The 16,061-nt window shown below is 70.8% G+C and carries 20 protein-coding genes and 2 pseudogenes; 20 read left to right on the top strand and 2 right to left on the bottom strand.

Annotated features, from left to right (window positions below):
* Positions 1–3: 3 nt before the first annotated feature.
* The 3 genes from ACFY4A_RS04420 to ACFY4A_RS04410 all read left to right on the top strand — a co-directional run bounded on the left by ACFY4A_RS04420 (position 4) and on the right by ACFY4A_RS04410 (position 1,125).
* Complete coding sequence (locus ACFY4A_RS04420) at positions 4–279, top strand: site-specific integrase (RefSeq protein WP_390827865.1); 276 nt, start codon at positions 4–6, stop codon at positions 277–279.
* Positions 272–694, top strand: a complete 423-nt coding sequence (locus tag ACFY4A_RS04415; protein ID WP_390827864.1) for a hypothetical protein — start codon at positions 272–274, stop codon at positions 692–694. Before ACFY4A_RS04420 ends, ACFY4A_RS04415 begins: the two co-directional genes overlap by 8 nt.
* Before the next feature lie 200 nt (positions 695–894).
* On the top strand, positions 895–1,125 hold the full coding sequence (locus tag ACFY4A_RS04410) for a hypothetical protein (protein WP_390827863.1): 231 nt from the start codon (positions 895–897) through the stop codon (positions 1,123–1,125).
* An 825-nt stretch (positions 1,126–1,950) separates the two neighbouring features.
* On the opposite strand, the gene ACFY4A_RS04405 is transcribed toward ACFY4A_RS04410, so the two are convergent.
* Positions 1,951–2,244 carry a hypothetical protein gene (locus ACFY4A_RS04405; protein ID WP_390827861.1) on the bottom strand — a complete coding sequence of 98 codons (294 nt, stop codon included), beginning with the start codon at positions 2,242–2,244 and terminating at the stop codon, positions 1,951–1,953.
* Between the two features lie 424 nt (positions 2,245–2,668).
* On the opposite strand from ACFY4A_RS04405, the pseudogene ACFY4A_RS04400 reads away from it, so the two are divergent.
* The 14 genes and pseudogenes from ACFY4A_RS04400 to ACFY4A_RS04335 all read left to right on the top strand — a co-directional run bounded on the left by ACFY4A_RS04400 (position 2,669) and on the right by ACFY4A_RS04335 (position 13,916).
* A pseudogene (locus ACFY4A_RS04400) lies at positions 2,669–3,045 on the top strand (hypothetical protein).
* Positions 3,046–3,169: 124 nt separating this feature from the next.
* Positions 3,170–3,898, top strand: a complete 729-nt coding sequence (locus ACFY4A_RS04395; RefSeq protein ID WP_390827860.1) for a hypothetical protein — start codon at positions 3,170–3,172, stop codon at positions 3,896–3,898.
* An 89-nt stretch (positions 3,899–3,987) separates the two neighbouring features.
* A complete protein-coding gene (locus ACFY4A_RS04390) occupies positions 3,988–4,653 on the top strand; it encodes a hypothetical protein (protein WP_390827859.1) in 666 nt (221 codons plus the stop codon).
* A 95-nt stretch (positions 4,654–4,748) separates the two neighbouring features.
* Positions 4,749–6,537 (top strand): annotated as a pseudogene (locus ACFY4A_RS04385) (type IV secretory system conjugative DNA transfer family protein).
* Positions 6,534–6,764 (top strand): hypothetical protein, encoded by a 231-nt coding sequence (locus ACFY4A_RS04380; RefSeq protein WP_390827858.1) that lies wholly within the window; start codon positions 6,534–6,536, stop codon positions 6,762–6,764. The pseudogene ACFY4A_RS04385 and the gene ACFY4A_RS04380 overlap by 4 nt, the downstream one beginning before the upstream one ends.
* A complete protein-coding gene (locus ACFY4A_RS04375) occupies positions 6,761–7,933 on the top strand; it encodes a DnaB-like helicase N-terminal domain-containing protein (protein WP_390827857.1) in 1,173 nt (390 codons plus the stop codon). The genes ACFY4A_RS04380 and ACFY4A_RS04375 overlap by 4 nt, the downstream gene beginning before the upstream one ends.
* Positions 7,934–8,105: 172 nt before the next feature.
* A complete protein-coding gene (locus tag ACFY4A_RS04370; protein WP_390827952.1) occupies positions 8,106–8,432 on the top strand; it encodes a DNA cytosine methyltransferase in 327 nt (108 codons plus the stop codon).
* Positions 8,338–8,808, top strand: coding sequence for a DNA cytosine methyltransferase (locus ACFY4A_RS04365; protein WP_390827951.1), 471 nt, complete (start codon positions 8,338–8,340; stop codon positions 8,806–8,808). The genes ACFY4A_RS04370 and ACFY4A_RS04365 overlap by 95 nt, the downstream gene beginning before the upstream one ends.
* Positions 8,809–9,328: 520 nt before the next feature.
* Positions 9,329–9,934 (top strand): DUF4913 domain-containing protein, encoded by a 606-nt coding sequence (locus ACFY4A_RS04360; RefSeq protein WP_390827856.1) that lies wholly within the window; start codon positions 9,329–9,331, stop codon positions 9,932–9,934.
* The gene (locus ACFY4A_RS04355) at positions 9,931–10,710 is read left to right on the top strand and encodes a glycosyl hydrolase (RefSeq protein WP_390827855.1); all 780 of its coding nucleotides are present in this window, start codon (positions 9,931–9,933) and stop codon (positions 10,708–10,710) included. The genes ACFY4A_RS04360 and ACFY4A_RS04355 overlap by 4 nt, the downstream gene beginning before the upstream one ends.
* Entirely contained in the window at positions 10,707–11,177 is a 471-nt protein-coding gene (locus ACFY4A_RS04350; protein ID WP_390827854.1) for a hypothetical protein, read from the top strand. Before ACFY4A_RS04355 ends, ACFY4A_RS04350 begins: the two co-directional genes overlap by 4 nt.
* Positions 11,174–11,839: a hypothetical protein gene (locus ACFY4A_RS04345; RefSeq protein WP_390827853.1), complete on the top strand. Its 666-nt coding sequence runs from the start codon at positions 11,174–11,176 to the stop codon at positions 11,837–11,839. The genes ACFY4A_RS04350 and ACFY4A_RS04345 overlap by 4 nt, the downstream gene beginning before the upstream one ends.
* On the top strand, positions 11,836–13,356 hold the full coding sequence (locus ACFY4A_RS04340) for a winged helix-turn-helix transcriptional regulator (RefSeq protein ID WP_390827852.1): 1,521 nt from the start codon (positions 11,836–11,838) through the stop codon (positions 13,354–13,356). Before ACFY4A_RS04345 ends, ACFY4A_RS04340 begins: the two co-directional genes overlap by 4 nt.
* A 71-nt stretch (positions 13,357–13,427) precedes the next feature.
* Positions 13,428–13,916, top strand: a complete 489-nt coding sequence (locus tag ACFY4A_RS04335; RefSeq protein WP_390827851.1) for a hypothetical protein — start codon at positions 13,428–13,430, stop codon at positions 13,914–13,916.
* 4 nt (positions 13,917–13,920) lie between these two features.
* Here the strand turns inward: ACFY4A_RS04335 and ACFY4A_RS04330 are convergent, their stop codons facing one another.
* Positions 13,921–14,184, bottom strand: a complete 264-nt coding sequence (locus ACFY4A_RS04330; protein WP_390827950.1) for a hypothetical protein — start codon at positions 14,182–14,184, stop codon at positions 13,921–13,923.
* Between the two features lie 218 nt (positions 14,185–14,402).
* Here ACFY4A_RS04330 and ACFY4A_RS04325 point away from each other — a divergent pair, with 218 nt between their 5' ends.
* The 3 genes from ACFY4A_RS04325 (at position 14,403) to ACFY4A_RS04315 (ending at position 15,484) form a co-directional block, all read left to right on the top strand.
* Positions 14,403–14,750, top strand: a complete 348-nt coding sequence (locus ACFY4A_RS04325; protein WP_390827850.1) for a DUF317 domain-containing protein — start codon at positions 14,403–14,405, stop codon at positions 14,748–14,750.
* Positions 14,751–14,852: 102 nt separating this feature from the next.
* Positions 14,853–15,065: a hypothetical protein gene (locus tag ACFY4A_RS04320; protein ID WP_390827849.1), complete on the top strand. Its 213-nt coding sequence runs from the start codon at positions 14,853–14,855 to the stop codon at positions 15,063–15,065.
* A gap of 89 nt (positions 15,066–15,154) precedes the next feature.
* The gene (locus ACFY4A_RS04315; protein WP_390827848.1) at positions 15,155–15,484 is read left to right on the top strand and encodes an esterase; all 330 of its coding nucleotides are present in this window, start codon (positions 15,155–15,157) and stop codon (positions 15,482–15,484) included.
* Positions 15,485–16,061 lie beyond the last annotated feature (577 nt).

Raw genomic sequence — 16,061 nt, 5'->3', positions numbered from 1 at the left:
GTCATGCAGCGGGCGAACACCCTGCTGGGAACGAACTGGTCCCTGCACGATCTACGGCACACCGCCGCCTACCGCATGGCCAATGGCGGAAAACTCACGCTCCCCGAAGTCCAGACGATCATGCGGCACGCCGACATCCAGACCACCAACCGCTATCTGGCCGTCCACATCGAGGAACTCTTCGACAAACTCACCGAGCACTACGCCGCACCCCGAGCGGTCCGGCACTACCCTGCGGGCTACGCCGCCGCAGACATTGCGGCGGTGTTCGGTGCCTGACCTCGCCCGTCCCACCACTGGCGTCAGCCGCCGCCACACCCACACCGGCGACGAGCCGGCCTTGATCAGCCGCTTCGCCTCCACCCAGATCGAGGCCCGCCCGGCCTCGGCGACCACCGTGCCACGCCCCTTCGGGGATCTGTCCTCCGCCACACCGCAGCTCATCGGCCAGCTAGCGCACGACGTCTCGCCGGACGCCGCCGCTCAGCACCGGGCCTCCGCCCGGCGCGTCCTGGCCTACCTGGGCGGGTTCGAGGGCAGCACCTGGCAACAGCGCTGGGATGCAAGCCCTCTGGGCCGCGGCGAGATCACCGCCGCTGGCCTGGACCCCAACCGGACCGGGCACCCTCCACCGCATCTCGGGGGAAGCTCACACCTGCCGGAGCAAGCGGTCCCGCCGCCGGCAGGCCCCTGAGCAGCAGGACCACCCTGCTTACGGAAGACTCACAGCTACCACTCCACCTGGCCGCTCAACTCTGCCCAGGTATAGCTGTCCATACTGTCGTGAGGGCCGATCCTGGAAAGTTCCGAGCCGTCACCCCCCACAGCCACGAGGAGCGGTCGTGTCCCCCCGTGGCCCGTGGACGAGGACTTCCAGACCACGATGAGCCGCCCATGCCCAGGCACCTCGATCCGTCGGTCACCGAGGAGGAGATGATCCACCTCGGCCGCCACCCGGAGTTCGCTGGACCCGACCCACGAGCCCATCCCGATGAAGTCCGGATGACGATGCCGCAGGCGATAGGCACAACTCAGGCAACCTGCGCCTCCGCCGAGCTCAATCATGCCGACCTGCCCCAGCTGGTGTCGACGGTCACGCAATTCCCCACCCAGAACGTCACGTAATGGGCCAGGGGGACGCCGACGTCGCGATCGTTGTGGACATGGGGACGGTGACCGCGCGTCAAGGCCCCCAGGGTGCCAGAGGTTCCCGGGCCGCCCGATAGCCAGACCGTCGTTCAGGCTGGTCAGGGCTGTCCAGGGTGGCCGTAAGGCCAGCGCGGAGCGCCGCCGAAGGCGCCCTTGACTGACCGGACCAGCCGCATACTTGACCGTCGGGCGGCCCATCACGGCCTCAGCCCAGGTGGGGAATTACGTGACGCTGATCATGAAGATTCTGGGGAATTACATGACCGCTGACAGCTGGCCCACCGCCAGCCTCTCGGCCAGCAGGTCACCGCCCGACGCACTCCCACGAGCTGTGCACTGCCACTTCTCGCCGCAATGCTCAATCAGTGCAGTATGCGTCTCTGCTCTCGCGGATCCGGGACGCCAGACGAGCCAGACTGCGCCGACGCCTGCATCCAGGTCGACGTCACCCGACACGAGAGTCACTCAGCGGCGAGGCAACCAACCGGGTTGCGATGCCTCACCGTTGACCACGCGCCGGACCACCCTCGGCAGAATGATCTCCATCAAGCGGTCGATACGGCGTATCCGACGCAACTCCGCGCGAGTGGACATGTACACACGGTACCCAGCGGCGAAGCCCGCGACGACTGTCGGTGGCGGGACGTCTCACCCAAGGCTGACAGAGAGGGGCCAGGCAGGAGGAGTACACCCGCGGCGGCGTGGGCCGCGGCTTCGGTTCCGACGTGGCGCCCACGGTAATGATTGCCCCGGCACAGACGAAGGTCAGCCCTGCCATCGCGGCGAGCCAGGTAGCGCGGCTCACTGATCGCCACGGAAGTGGTTACGGAGAGCGTCAAGGCAGTCGTCCTCGGTGCCGACCTGGACTCGCGAGAAGACCAGCACTCCGTCTCCCTTGCCTTCCTGCTTGGCCTTGGCCCGCTGCGTCTCGATGTCCGCGATGCGCTCGGCGCACTCGGCACTGACGGACTTCTCGGGCTGCGGGTCCGGTGCCGAGGAGACGTTCAGTTTGGCGGTGGCGGCGAGGCCAGCCGCGCACAGCACCACCCACGCAGCAACCCACGCGCGGCGGCTCATCCGTATCGGCTTAGGCATCCAGGCACCCTACGAGCACCGCGGCGGGCTGTCGCCGAATCACGGCTTCCTCGTCGACGAGACCAACGACGGAGCCAGCTGGCATCGCCGACGAGGGCGACAATGTCCAACCGATCCCGCGTCAGCTTTGGCCGGCTGCCGTTCAGCCTCGACCGCTCGCCGAAGTCGGCGCGAGCAGTCTCGCCTCTCACGCTCCGGCCGCAGCTCGGGGCCTCCCCTGCAGGCCGCCATCGCCTACCGCCCGACACGGCCGCCGACCTCGCCACAGCTCGGTCACGCACCGTATCAGGCGGCACAAAACCGGGGAGCGGAACTGGCCATCAGCTGGGACCGCCTGTGGGAGTTACTGGCCGTACGCGGGGGAAAGGTCTTGGTCGCTGTCAGACGACGGATCACAACCTTGGATTGCACTCGTTCTGGTGAAATGCAGATAAGCACCGACTGCTGGCATGCCTCCAATGAGGGCGACGAGCAGGACAAGGCCGCCTGACTCAAGGCCAAGCGCGCCGAGGAGCAGGCCGCGTCCGAAGCCTGGTTCGAGCAGTACCGGATGCCTCCTCTAGAGGGGACCGAGCGGGCCGTCGCCTGGGGTTTGCGCTGTCGCTGACCGCCGCCTACACCGCGCTGGTCACCGAAGGCGAAACCAGCGAGGCGGGATGGGAGGGGATCGAGGAGAGCGCTCGTACGGTCACCCGCGCCGGGTGGTGGATCGATGAGCGCTCCTCCCAGCCGGACGACCTCACCGAGCTACTCCAGGCCGCCACCGGGGCCGATCGGCCGACCGAGAACCCCTACTTCTGACCGACCGGGCGGCCTGCGGCTTCTACCAGCGATCTCCGGCCCGGCCAAATCCCGGATTCGCCGGATTCTCTCCCTGCTGACCCGGTCCTCCGGGTCCCTTGTTCCCCGAGCCCCGGAGACTTCCTTGCCTACCCGTTCGATCACCATTACGTCCGAGTTCAGCGGCAGCGTCGTCGCCAAGGGCGCTACCGACGACCTCTCCGCCCAACTGCTCCGGCACGCCGGTTTCCAGCAGATCGACGACTGGCATGGCCGCCGTCATCGCCTTCCCACCACCACTCCGCTCGCCGACAAGGTCGCCATCGCCACCCACGCGGTCGAGATGCTCCGCGCCGCTCGCTACGACGTCGTCCTTCCGCCCTCTCTCGACACGACCCGGAGGAGCCCTCCGGTGGATGCGCTCGGGCCGTACGCCGCCGGAGCGGAACTCCTCAGGATCACGGACCGGATCCGGGCAGCCGAGGACGGGATCGGCCTTCGGCAAGCGGTCGAGCAGCTCCTTCATCCCGAGCACGGTGCTCTGGAGCGTGTCCGGGAGGCGCTGGAGGCGGCTGGGGAACAGATCAACGACCTGGACGAGGAGGCGTACGCACTCGCCGATCGGTTCGGCTTCGCCTCGGAGTTCGTCAGCTCGGCACAGTCCGAACTCATCGACTCCGAGGCCGAGCTGCGCCGCGTCGGCACCGCGTCAGAGGTCCACACCGCAGCACGGACGCTGCGCGATCACCGGGGTGCCGCTCTGGCCACGTCGCCCGCAGCGGTCAAGGCCAAGGTCTCCTCGGCACCCGGTTCCGAAACGGCGCAGCTCAACGCGACCGGCCACTCGCCGCGCGCCTCGGGCCCCCGACGGTGACCCAGGTCGTCTTCCTCACCGCCAGCCACCGATCTGTCGCGTGTCCCCACCCGGCTCGGCCGTCCAGGACCACCGCCCGAGGAGGCGACATGCCCGAGTACTACTCCAGCATCGGCGAGGCCGTCGGCGCCGCCATGCAGCACAACATCCGGCTCGCCCACCGCAGCGTGGCACCCGGCTCCGACAAGCCGCTGCAGATCCGGCACCTGCCCGGTGCTTCCGCCGACCCGTACTCCGTCCGCGAGATGATCGCTCGCCTCAACGAGGACGCCACGCCCGACGAGGTGGCCGGGATCATCGAGGAGGTCAACGACGCACTGGTCGGGGCCCTGCCCGAGCTGACCGAACTCGTCGCCGCTGCCGCCGACTGGACCCGCGCCCGTCTCGACTTCGACGACCCGCACCACAACCCGACTTTCGAGACCTGGACGCGACTGGCTGCCGCCTACGGAATACTCCAGGACGTCCGTGAGCAGTTGGAGGTCGCCGAGGACGGTGTCGCCGCCTGTCCTGCCGAGCGCACAGACCCCCGGCACTACGAGAGGGTCAACGTCCTGCGAAGCCGGGAGCTGCTCGACGACGTCCTCGGCGCCGAAGCTGTCCCCGCACCGTCGTCCGTCCAGAGCCCCGGTTCGGACCGGCAGCGGGCCGCCCGCGCCTCCTCGCCGCACGCCGGACTACCGCCGTCGACCGGCAGCCCGCCGGCCGCCGCACCGCCTCCGCCCGCGTCGCGCCCTGCCGGCCGACCTCGCTGAAACGTTCTGCTTCGAGCCCCCAGGAGTAGCCCCATGAGCTGCACGAGAGCCGAGCGCGCCCCGCCCCCGCCCGCTCGCACACCCAAGGAACCGCCGTGCCTTCCCCGCGTACCAGCGCACCCTCGACCACCACCGGGTCTGACGCGCTCCTCTACCTCCTGTTCGGCGTCCTCGGCGCCGCCATGGCCTTCGGCTCCCTCGCCTGGCTGACTGGAAACCTCACCAACACCTTGGTCGGGAACGGGCCATGGGCCTCCTTCCGCGCCACCGACGCACTGCTGCACCCGGAGGTGCTGTGGCCGACCTTGAGCGCCACCGCGCTGCTGGTCGGTGCCCGCCTCGTCCCCGGCCTGCTCACCGTGGCCCTGGTCACCAGCGCTGTGGTGCTGTGGATGCGCTGGCGGGCTGGCTCCCAGTCCGGACTCGCCCGCAAGGCGGACCTGGCGCCTCTCCTGGACAAGGAGATCGTCACCAAGGCGAAGAGCCTGCGCCCGTCCCTGGGCGGCCGGGAGGGTAAAAGAGGTCGCTCCCGCCGATCGCGGCATCCTGCTCGGCACTCTCGACCCCGGTAGTGCCGAAGTCCGCGCGTCCTGGGAGGACGTGATCGTCGCGATCATGGCCCCGCGTTCCGGCAAGACGTCCGGGCTGGCGATCCCCGCGATCCTCTCGGCGCCGGGTCCGGTCCTGCTCACCAGTAACAAGGCCGCAAACGACGCCTTCACCGCCACGGTCGACGCCCGCGCCGAAGTCGGCACGATCTGGACCCTCGACCCCCAGCAGATCGCCCACCACCCCCGCGAGATGTGGTGGGACATCCTCGCCGACGCCCGCGACCTGACCGGGGCCAAGCGCCTGGCCGGGCACTTCGTCACCGCGAGCGTGGACGAGTCCAGCGGCTCCGACTTCTGGTCCACGGCCGCGAGCAACACCCTCGGCGCCCTCTTCCTCGCCGCCGCGTCCCACCGGCGGCCGATCACCGACGTCCTGGCCTGGCTCGCCATGCCGGCCGACCGCACCCCGGTGGACCTGCTCACCGACGCCGGCCACGACGCGGTCGCCGCCCAGCTCCAGGGCACCGTCTCCGGAGCGACCGAGACCCGCGACGGCATCTACGAGACGGCGAGGCAGTACGCGAGCTGCCTGCTCGACCCCGACGTCGCCGCCTGGGTCACCCCGAACGAGGACCTCCCCGAGTTCCAGCCCTTCGCCTTCGCCACCTCCCGCGACACCCTGTACCTGCTCAGCAAGGACGGCGGCGGCAGCGCGTCCGCGATCATCGCGGCGGCGGCCGACGCCGTGATGCGCGCGGCCGTGATCGTCGCCGAGCGCTCCGGCGGCCGACTCGACCCGCCCGCCCTGTGCGTCCTCGATGAGGCGGCGAACGTGTGCCGCATCAGCGACCTCCCGGACCTGTACAGCCACCTGGGCAGCCGGGGCGTCATCCCCATGACGATCCTGCAGTCCTACCGGCAGGGCCAGCGGTGCTGGGGCGAGGCCGGCATGGACGCCCTCTACTCCGCCGCCACCATCAAAATCATCGGATCGGGCATCGACGACGCCGACTTCGCCGACCGCCTCAGCCGGCAGGTCGGCGACCACGACGTCCAGACCACCTCGGTGTCGACGAGCGAGGGCGGCAAGTCCACCTCGGTGAGCATGCGCACCGAGCGGATCCTGCCGCCCGACGCGATCCGCGCCCTGCCCAAGGGCAAGGTGCTGCTGCTGGCCACCGGCATCCGGGTCGCCATGCTCAACCTCAAGCCCTGGTACAAGGAGCCCTCCGCCAAGGTGGTCGGCCCGGCCTCCGCCCGCGCCACGAAGGCGATCACCGAGCGGGCCCTCGCGAAGACCATTGGCCACGACGGCCTTGGGCTGCCGGCATGAGCGCGCCCACGCCGCGTCCCCGGCGGCTGCCTCACTCTCCGGTCGTCCTGCGCGGCGGGCAGTGGTGGCTGGTCGGAAGGACCGGCTCAGTCCCCGCCTCCGATCCCGCTTTCAGCGCCGTCCTGGACGACTTCGCCCAGGCGATGGCTGCTGCCGACCGGGCAGTCGCCGACCTCCGCATCCGGCAGAGCGAGCCGTCGGCACCTGATCCGGGAGACCGTCGATGAACCCGCTGCTGAGTGCCGAGCAGGCGGTTCTCGGCGCCGTGCTCCTCGAGCCCGACCAGCTCTCGCACCTGGACTGGCTCGCGTCGAATCACTTCTACCGACCCGTCCACCAGGCGCTGTTCGGCGCGCTCCGCAAGCTCCGCAGCGACGGCCACCCTGCGCTCTCGGCCGATGGTCCGTTGCCGCTGTCATGGGTGACCGACGCGGTCGACGAGGCCGGCCTGCACGTACGAGGGCTGACCGCGGCATACGCCCACACCCTGATCCAGGCGTGTCCGCGCACCGAGCACGCCCCGGTGTACGGCCGCATGGTGCTGGAGGGGGCGATCCACCGCACCGTCGCCCAGCACGCGATCCGTCTCCACCAGGCGGCTCGGGCCGACGCCGTCCAAGGCAAGGTCGAGGGAGCGCTGCGTACGGCGGACGTACTGAGCGGAGTGCTCACCGATCTCGCGCGCCGCTGGGGAACCGATCCCCGTCCGGTCGCGCCCACCGCTGCGGCCACTGCCGCCACGGCCGTCCCGCCGCCGGTCCACTCCGACCAGGTCATCGAGGACGAGCAGCTCCTGCTGGCCGTTCTCACCGAGCAGCCAGGGGCCATGGAGGAGGTGGTGGCCTGGCTTCGGCCGGGTGACTTCGCCGACCCGGCCCACGGGCAGCTCTACCGGTGCCTGGGCGCGCTGCACCACCGGGGCGAACCCATCGACCGGATCACCCTGCTCTGGGAGGCCCAGCGGCGCGGCCTCCTGGCCGACGGCACCCTGTCGAGCGAGCAGCTGACCGCCATCTGCGACGGCATGGTCCCCAGCAGCGCCGACTGGTTCGGGCACCGGGTGATGCGCTCCTCCGTCACCCGCACCGCAGCCGCCTCCGCGCGTGCCATCCGGGCCCTGGCTGAGGACGAGGTCCTGGGCCCTGGCCGGCTGATCAACCACGCCCTGCACGCACTCGGCCCACTCGACGAGGTGCGTGCCCGCTGGGCGACCGCGAACGGCAACCCGGCTCCGCAGCCCAGGGCCTCCCCTCCGTCAGCGGACGGACCGCCTCCCGCCCGCGTGCAGGCCGCCCGCGCCCGCAGCACACCACACCCAGCCGCATCACCCCCGGCCCCGACTGGCCCCGCCCCCGCACCAGCCGCCGCCCGGCCGCCCTCGCGCGGCCACCCCTGACACTCCTCACCACCCAGCACACCTCCCCTTCCTCTCCTGGGACTTCGCGTTGACTGACACCCTTCCCTCCACCGCACTGGTCCGTCGCGCCACGACGTCGGGCTTCGTCGCCCCCGCGCGTCTTCCGCTGATCGGGTCGCTCTGCTCGGGGTACGGCGGCCTCGACCTGGGTGTGCAGTCCGCCTTCGGCGGCACGGTGGCCTGGCACGCCGAGGTCGATCCGAACGCCTCGCGCATCCTGGCCCGTCACTGGCCCGGCGTCCCCAACCTGGGCGACATCACCACCGTCGACTGGCGCACCGTCCCCCGGGTGTGCGTCCTGACGGCCGGCTTCCCCTGTCAAAGACGTCTCGGTCGCCGGCCGCCGGGCCGGACTCAACGCCCAGACCCGCTCCGGGCTCTGGCTGCACGTCGCTCGTGCGGTCGAGGCCCTCCGACCCTGCCTGGTTGTGATCGAGAATGTGCGTGGCCTCCTCACCTCCCCCGCCGGTTCCCCTAGCGACGTGGAACCCTGCCCGTGGTGTCTGGGAGACACCGCAGGTCAGCCTGCTCTGCGGGCACTCGGTGCCGTACTCGGGTCCCTGGCCGAGCTCGGGTACGACGCGAAGTGGCTCGTGCTTCGCGCCTCCGACGTCGGGGCCCCTCACCGCAGCGAGCGGGCCTTCCTCGCCGCATGGCCCGCCGGACACCCTGCTGAAGACGCCGACCAGCAACATCGGCAAGAACGGCGGCTCGCAGCATCCGTCGAAGAGGAAGAGCGGGGGGGCACGGGCCGAACCTGGCCGACGAGGTCGAGTGGCTGCTGCTGCCGACTCCGAAGGCTTCGGACGGGATCAAGGGCTCGCCGAACCAGCGCCACGGCAATGGGGACATGACTCTGCCCAGTGCGGCGGCGTCGCTGCTGCCCACGCCGAGGGCCAGCGCCACGGGCACACCGGGCCGCCGGCCCGGCAAGGGATGGCGTCCTCCCTTGTCGGCGGTGGCCCTGCCGCTCTGGGCGGAGGAGGCGCCGGAGGCCGAGGAGCGGACCGGCGATGGGGAGCGTACGGAGCCGCCATCACCCGATGGGAGAGGCTCACCCGTCCTGCCCCGGCCCCCACGGACGCGGCTGGTCGGCTCCGCGCGGACTTCGTGGAGTGGATGCAGGGCCTCGACGCCGGCTGGGTCACCGCCACCCCGGGGCTCGGGCGTCCAGCACAGCTCACCGCGCTCGGCAACGGCGTCGTCCCGCAACAAGCATCGCGCGCACTGCAGTTGCTGGCACCACCCTTCCCTCACTGCCCTCGCTGCGCAGGCCGATAGCGCTCCGCTACCGCATTCCTCCGGCCGGACCAAACCGCGCTTTCTCCGGATCCTCTCGGGCATGTCGCCGTCTCACAGATGGAGCACACCCCCATGTCCGACACCAGCCCGACCGCCCCCGGCCCCGAGCCGTTCCGCGTCTCCGACGCAGACCTCGACGACCTCGCCAGCACCCTCGCAAAGACCATGGCCGAGGTCAGGCAGCACGGCGCCATCCTCGACCGCCTCGGCTCCGAGCCCGAATCCGCCTCGGCCGCCGGCCAGCAGGCGGACGGCGCTCCGGAAGCCGAGGCGGCCGACGCAGGGCAGGCCGACGGCCCCGCCTCAGTATTCATCCTCGCCCTGGGCGGGGAGGCGTACGCTGTCGAACTCGCCGCCCTCAGCGACTGGGTGAACTACCTCTTCCTCCCGGTCTACGGCCGGGAGATCAGCACGAGTCGTCCGTGGTGCGCGCAGTGGCACGAACACCCCGAGGCCGTCGCCCGGCTCCACGCGCTCTGGCTTGCCTGGCAGCAGTTCACCGACACGGAGGCCGGGCTGTCCGGCCCGTCGACCTGGCACCGCGACCACCTGGACCAGACACTGGCACACCTGCGCGCCCCCGACGGGCCCTTCGCGGCCTGTACGACGAGCGCGAACCGCCCCAACCATCGCGTGCTGGCCACTCCGGCACCCGAGCAGTCGGGGGTGGCGGCGTGAACGACGTCCTCGACTTCGACCTCGCTGGCCTCGCGCCCGCAGACGAAGCCTCCGAGGATGCGATGGAGGCTTTCCGGGCCGGCGACCTGACGGTGCTGTCCCAGCACCACACCGCGCCCAACGGCTCCCACAGCTTCGTCCTCGCCCACGACCGGTCGGTCACGTGGGGGGTACCCGGCGAGCCGCAGCTCGTTGCGATCGTGGTCGCACGGGATCTCAGCCGGTCCACGTTCACGTTCGAGACGAGCCACCACGCCACGGCGGCCTTCGCCCAGAACTGGCTTGCAGAACGCGGCTGCCCGCTCGATCGAATTGCCCTGCGAGGTGGCGACTACATCGAGCCCGCCGACGACCTCACGGTCCAGGTCGAACAGCAGATCCAGAGGTCGGGCACGCGCTACGAGGTCCTCGACACCTACACCTCCGACTACGACCCCAGCGAGGCGTGGACGCTTGTCCGCGACTCCCGCGCTACCCAGGCGCCGGTTCGTCTCTTCCACGAGGAGTGGGACCACGACGCCGGCACGTACACGATGCGCGAGGGCGCCTTCGCCGACATCGGTGTCGCCCAGACCTGGCTGGACGAGCGCAGCGGGCCGCTGCCCGAGCCACCGGAGTACAGCGATCACAACGGTGCTGTCGTCCGGGCCCGCATCGCCCGCATCGCCCTCGCCCGGTCAGCCGGTGCCTCCGCGACGCCGCAGACCGGCCTCGACGCGCCCCCCACGACCCTGGCGGGACCGGTCCAGCGTCCGGTACAGGGGAGGCTGCTGTGAGCCGCACCCGCTTCGCCTTCGCCGCGCACCCCGACGCCATCGCCGACCTGCGGGAACTTCCCGACGAGATACGCGACTTGGCGCTGCTGGAGCTGCAGAACCTGGTCCACGGCAGCGACGACTGCCTGCCGTTGCAGGGCCGTCTCGCCGGCTTCCACAAGGTCTACGTCGACCCCTCCGTCGCCTACCGGATGGTCATCCAGTTCCGACCGGCCCCGCCGACCTCGACCCACAAGCGCGAGATCTACCTCGTCGCCGCCGGCAGCCGCAAGGACTACGCGGTCTACCGCGCGGCCCACCTGCGCACCCAGCAGATCGTCGAGACGGAGCCCGCCACGGAGGCCCGCGTGCGGGCCGCCCGGTCCCGGTCGTCGTTCACCGTCGACCGGCCGACGGCAGGCCACGCAACCCCTCCACCAACAGCATCGTCCCCAGCTGCTGCTCCCCGAAAGGTTCCCCAGCGATGACCACCGAACGCACTGCGCTGACCCGTTCAGAGCTGGCGGACCTGCTCACCGATGCCGCGCAGAGCGTCTCCAGCATCCTCACCGCCGAGTACCCGACGGCCGCCGCCCGCTCCTACCTGCACCCCGTGTTGGGCGCGCTGGCCGCCGGGCCCCAAGTGGTCAGTGAACTGAACGACCGGTTCGAAGAGTTCGTGGCCGCCGAGCCGCGCCCAGCCACGTCGGCGGGCTTGTTCGCCCTGGCCTCCTACGCCTCAGCGCTGGGGTGGCTCACCGAGTCCTTCGCCGAGCTGACCGCCTCGGTCGATGAGATCTGCACCCGCGTGGGCATCCCCACGGAGCCCGGCGCCCCGGTCGTTGCCGCGTCCAGCGGCACCGAGCGGGACGACGCATTCGACTTCGCATTCAGCGTGCTGGAGCTGGCGGCGATCCGCTCCGCGGCCGAAGTCGCCGGCCTCGCGCCGGATGCCTACGTCGAGGTCCTCTCCCAGTCGCTGCTCGCCGCCTCTCGGATCACCGACGCCTGCATGGAGATCTCCAGCGGCCTGCTCGAAGACGCCGGCCTCCTCGGCGAGGCGAACGACCACCTCCGGCTCGGCGACGATCCCGGCAGCCTGCCCTCTCTGGTGCGCTCCCTGCTCGCCCGGATGGAGGCAGCGCAGTGAATCCGTTCGACGGCACCACGCGCCCCGGCCCACACCTCGTCGTCGAGATGCTCGGCGTCGCGGACGTCAGCGCGCCCGCCCTCGCGCACCATCCGGGGGAGCCGCTGCACCAGGCCGCGACGCAAGTGATACAAGCCGCGGCCGCATTGGACGAGTGGCATGAGGAAGTGATCTACGCGGCCCGTCAGGCTCAGCGGCTACTCGAACCCGTCGGTCGCGGTGAACTCGGCGGCGCACGGGTGTCGTACGCGGCGCTGCGAACCGCGGTCCCGAAACTCGGAAACCTTCTCGCGCAGCAGGACCGGGCCTACGGCCAGCTCGTCGAGTCCATCTCCGCCTACCGGCGTCTTCTACCCGACCCAGATTCGGCTCAACGCTCGACGAACAAAAGCCCAGGGCTCGGCCAGAAAGCGACTCCTGACCGGGATGACGACTGGGCCGTCGCAGGGGAGCGCCGGCTCGTAGCTCTCGAAGCCGTTGAGGCCGGCGGCGTCCGGTTCCGCCGGACCGCAGTCGGCGAGGACGCGTACGTCTCGCGGGAGAAGGCCCAGCGGCAGGACCCGGCGATCTGGCCCCAGACCGTGCAACGGCTGCTCGCCGAGGGGCTGTTGTGCCAGGACACCAGCGCGGGCCTGTACCGGCCCGGACAGCTCCTCTCGCTCACACCGCAGGGCGAAGCCGCCCTGCGTGATGCTCGCGCGACGACGACACGTATGTCCGCCGCCCTCGGCCGCAGCACCACCCCGGCCAACTCCGGCGCCCTCGCTCACTCAGCCGCCGTGCCCGTCGCCAGAACGTCCCCACGTCCTCCCGCTCCCGCTGACCCCATCCCGACAGGACGCCACCATGCCCACCCCCGCACAGCCCCCACCTTCTCCATCGCTTCGATCGATGCTCAGCGCGTCGAGGATGCGCTTGCCCGGATCGGGCCGAAGTGGACCACCTGGTCGGCAATGACCCTGGCCCAGGAGAACCGTCCCATGCGCGTGCGCGATGTCGCCGCCCAGCTCCCCTTCGTCAGCGAGCAGTTCGTCGGCAAGCGGCTGGCCACGATGCACGCTGACGGACTGGTGACGCGAGACGACGACCGTCGCGGAGCGCCGTACCGACTCAGCGCGCTCGGCGCGTCTCTGGCTCCCGTACTTCGCACGGTGTCGGACTGGTCCCGCGCCCACCTGTCGCAAGACCGAATGGCCGAAGCCGAACGTGTCGAGGACGCCCTGCGCCGGTTGCATCTTCGGCACTCGACCGCCGTGATTCAGGTTCTCGACTCGGGCGGCGGCCCGATGCGGTTCGTGCACATCGCCGAGAAGGCCGGTCTGGACAATGGCCTCGCGCGGCAGCGGCTCCTCCGGCTTCAGGCCGACGGCCTGGTCGCCCGGACGGGCTCGCGGCACGGTGACCCCTACGTGCTGACCGATGCCAGCCAGGCGCTGGGGGCCATCTGGGGCAGCCTCGCGCCCACAATCACCGTCCGGCTGCCGACCAGGCCCTCGGCGTCACGGCACGGCCGCTGACTCCGGCCGCCCCGAACCTCTCCGGGATACCGCACCACCCGAAACCGTCCCTGCACAACGGGAGTTCCGTCATGCCCACCACTACCATGCTCGACCAGGCGACGGCCATGATCGAGGAAGCCTGGGGACGGCCCATCGAAGCTCTGGAGGTCCTCGCAGTCCGCCGCCCCAGCGAGGACCCGCTCCTGCGCTCGGCCATGCACACCCGTACGGCCCTGGCCATCACCGACAACGCGGTGACCGCCCACCAGGACCGTCTGCACGCTCTGACCCGACGCGGGTACGTGCCGGACTTCTACGAGCTGGACCGGATCACCGAATCGGCGGCCAGCCTCCGCGTCGCCCACGCGGAGAGCCGTGCGTACCTCCAGGCGATCAGGCGCGTGGTCGAGGCTCGTGAGACCGCCGCGCCCGCGGCCGAGGCCCCGGCGGTTCGGCTGGCCCAGGCCGCTGTCGCCCGCTCCGGGCAGGCACCGCACGCCCCAGGCCGCGTACCCGAACCGTCCCCTCCGTCGGCCGCCGTCGGGCCACCGGTGCCCGCCACAGGGCCACGTCGCTGAACGGTCAACGCGGGCCCTCGTCGCGGTGGGCGTCCTCGGCGCGGAGACCCACCGCGCGGGCCAGCTCCTCCATCGTCAGCTCGACGCGCCGGCCTTCCGCGACCCGGCGCTCCACCATCTCCTCGTCCGGCCACCGGTCGGGCTGCGCGCCGACGCCCCACTGGCCGTCGGCGACCATCGCGATGTCGCCCACGGTCCACGGCCGCCCGGCTGCGCGGATCTTGCGCTCCAGCCCGGCGCCGTCCCAGTGTCTGCTCGCCTCGGCCACTCCTGCTCCCCCTTCGGTCCCGTGCGGCCCGTCGCCGCAGCCCAGGTAGGACAACCGCGGTTGCCGATCCATTCCCCGGCCTCCAGTCACCTGCTGGCGACCTTGAGTTCGCCCACGGCAGACGTCATCCCCGGGGAAACGACTACGTACTTCGGCATGTCACATGCCAACGTACGGGTGTCGGGAAAACCGCAGGTCAACGAAGGGATCGTCCAACCGTGAGCACCTCCGCCACCCTCCTGCCCGCCGTCGTCCGCCCCGCAGCGAACGACCACCACTGGCTCTCCTCCGACCACTGCGCCGGTCCGGTGCTCGATCTCCTGGGCACCCTGGGCTGGGCGATCGTCGACACCCAGGAGGCCAACGTCCACGCGACCAGTCCCGACGGCCGTGTCTACGTCGGCTGGCTCCCTGAAGACCCGGCTGCGTGGAAGCGCAACATCGTCTGGCACGTCCGGGTGCAGCCCGCCGACGACGACCCCTGGGTCCAGGAGTTCGGTCTCTACACCCCGTCCGAGGCCGTCGCCGGGTTCCTCGCCGCCCTGGTCGCCCATTCCTCGCGCTGACCGCCGGTCAGACCCCTTCACCCTTCTTACCGGCTGCCCCGCCGACTCCGACGTCGTCGGGCCGACCGGCCCCGTCACCTCCCACCGCTCTCGGAGATTCTCTTGCCCCAGTACCTGACCGTCGGCCACCTACTCCGCCAGCTCCAGGAACTCGACCTCAACCTGCCGGTCCGCCTCGCCGTCAACCCCGACTTCCCCTTCGCCCACTACGTGGGAGCCGACGTCGTCGTCCGCGACGGAATGGCGTACATCGCTGACGACGGACAGGAGGACTACCTCCCGGTGGGGACACGCGACGCCCTCGCCTGGGCCTGACCGATTCCTTCAACACCACGGAGGCTCCTATCTCGTCGCGGTCTCACCCCTCGCCTCTCCTTCCGCTGTACGACCTCGCCGCACGCCCCATGCCGGACGGCGTGCGTGGCGCGCTCGTCCGGCGCGTCTCCACCCGGCACGACGGCCCCCTCGACGTCACCTGGCTCGCCGCCGGAACTCCCAGACTCCCCCTCGGCCGCGTCCGTCTGCACTGGGAGCCCGCCTCCCCCACCGGCTGGGATGTCACCGCCCACCTGGGCCTGGCCACCGCCGAGGTACATCTCGCCTCCTGGCCCGCAGCCCCGGACGACTGGCCGCGCCTGGTCCGCCCGACCCTGTACGAGGTGACCGGCCTGTGCGCCGCCCTCACGTTCGCCACCGACGCCCTCGACCTCTCGAACCGCCTCGCCGGAGTCTGACCGAGGACCACAGAAGGCCGCCCCACGCCGATCAGGCAAGGGCGGCCTTGCCATGCGCCCACCGTGCGTTGCGTACGCTCGACCCGACGAACGACGAGGACACACCGTCCGACCGACCGGACCCGTGGCCGACGTAGGCTGCGGACACGACGCCCGATTCGCAGATGCCCTCGCCGTTCCCTTCGACCGACAACGCCGTGCCGGGTTGACTGAGCCTGCGCCATCTTGAACATGCAGGTCAGTGGGGTGGCGTGATCCTCGTGAGGCGTACTCGTCCAGGTCGTGTGCTGCTGTCTGTGCTCTTGATCATCCGTCAGCGAGTGATCTTGAGGTTCGTGAGGACGATCAGGGCGCGCAGGAGGTGGGTGGCCGGCGGGAGCGGTGCGGAGCTTGGTAAGGGTGCGCCATATTTTCAGGTTCGCGAAGCCGTGTTCGACGAGGGCGCGGCCGGCGGCCAGGACGCGGTTGGCCTGCTTCTGCCCCGGGGTGGGCTTGCGCCAGCGGGTGGCCTTGTAACCGGTGACGATGACCTGGTCGTCGGGGCCCTCGGGTTTGTCCACGCCGATGAATCCCAGGT

Source organism: Streptomyces sp. NPDC001292, from assembly GCF_042896465.1.
GTDB lineage: Bacteria > Actinomycetota > Actinomycetes > Streptomycetales > Streptomycetaceae > Streptomyces.
This window is presented reverse-complemented; position numbering and strand designations above follow the sequence as displayed.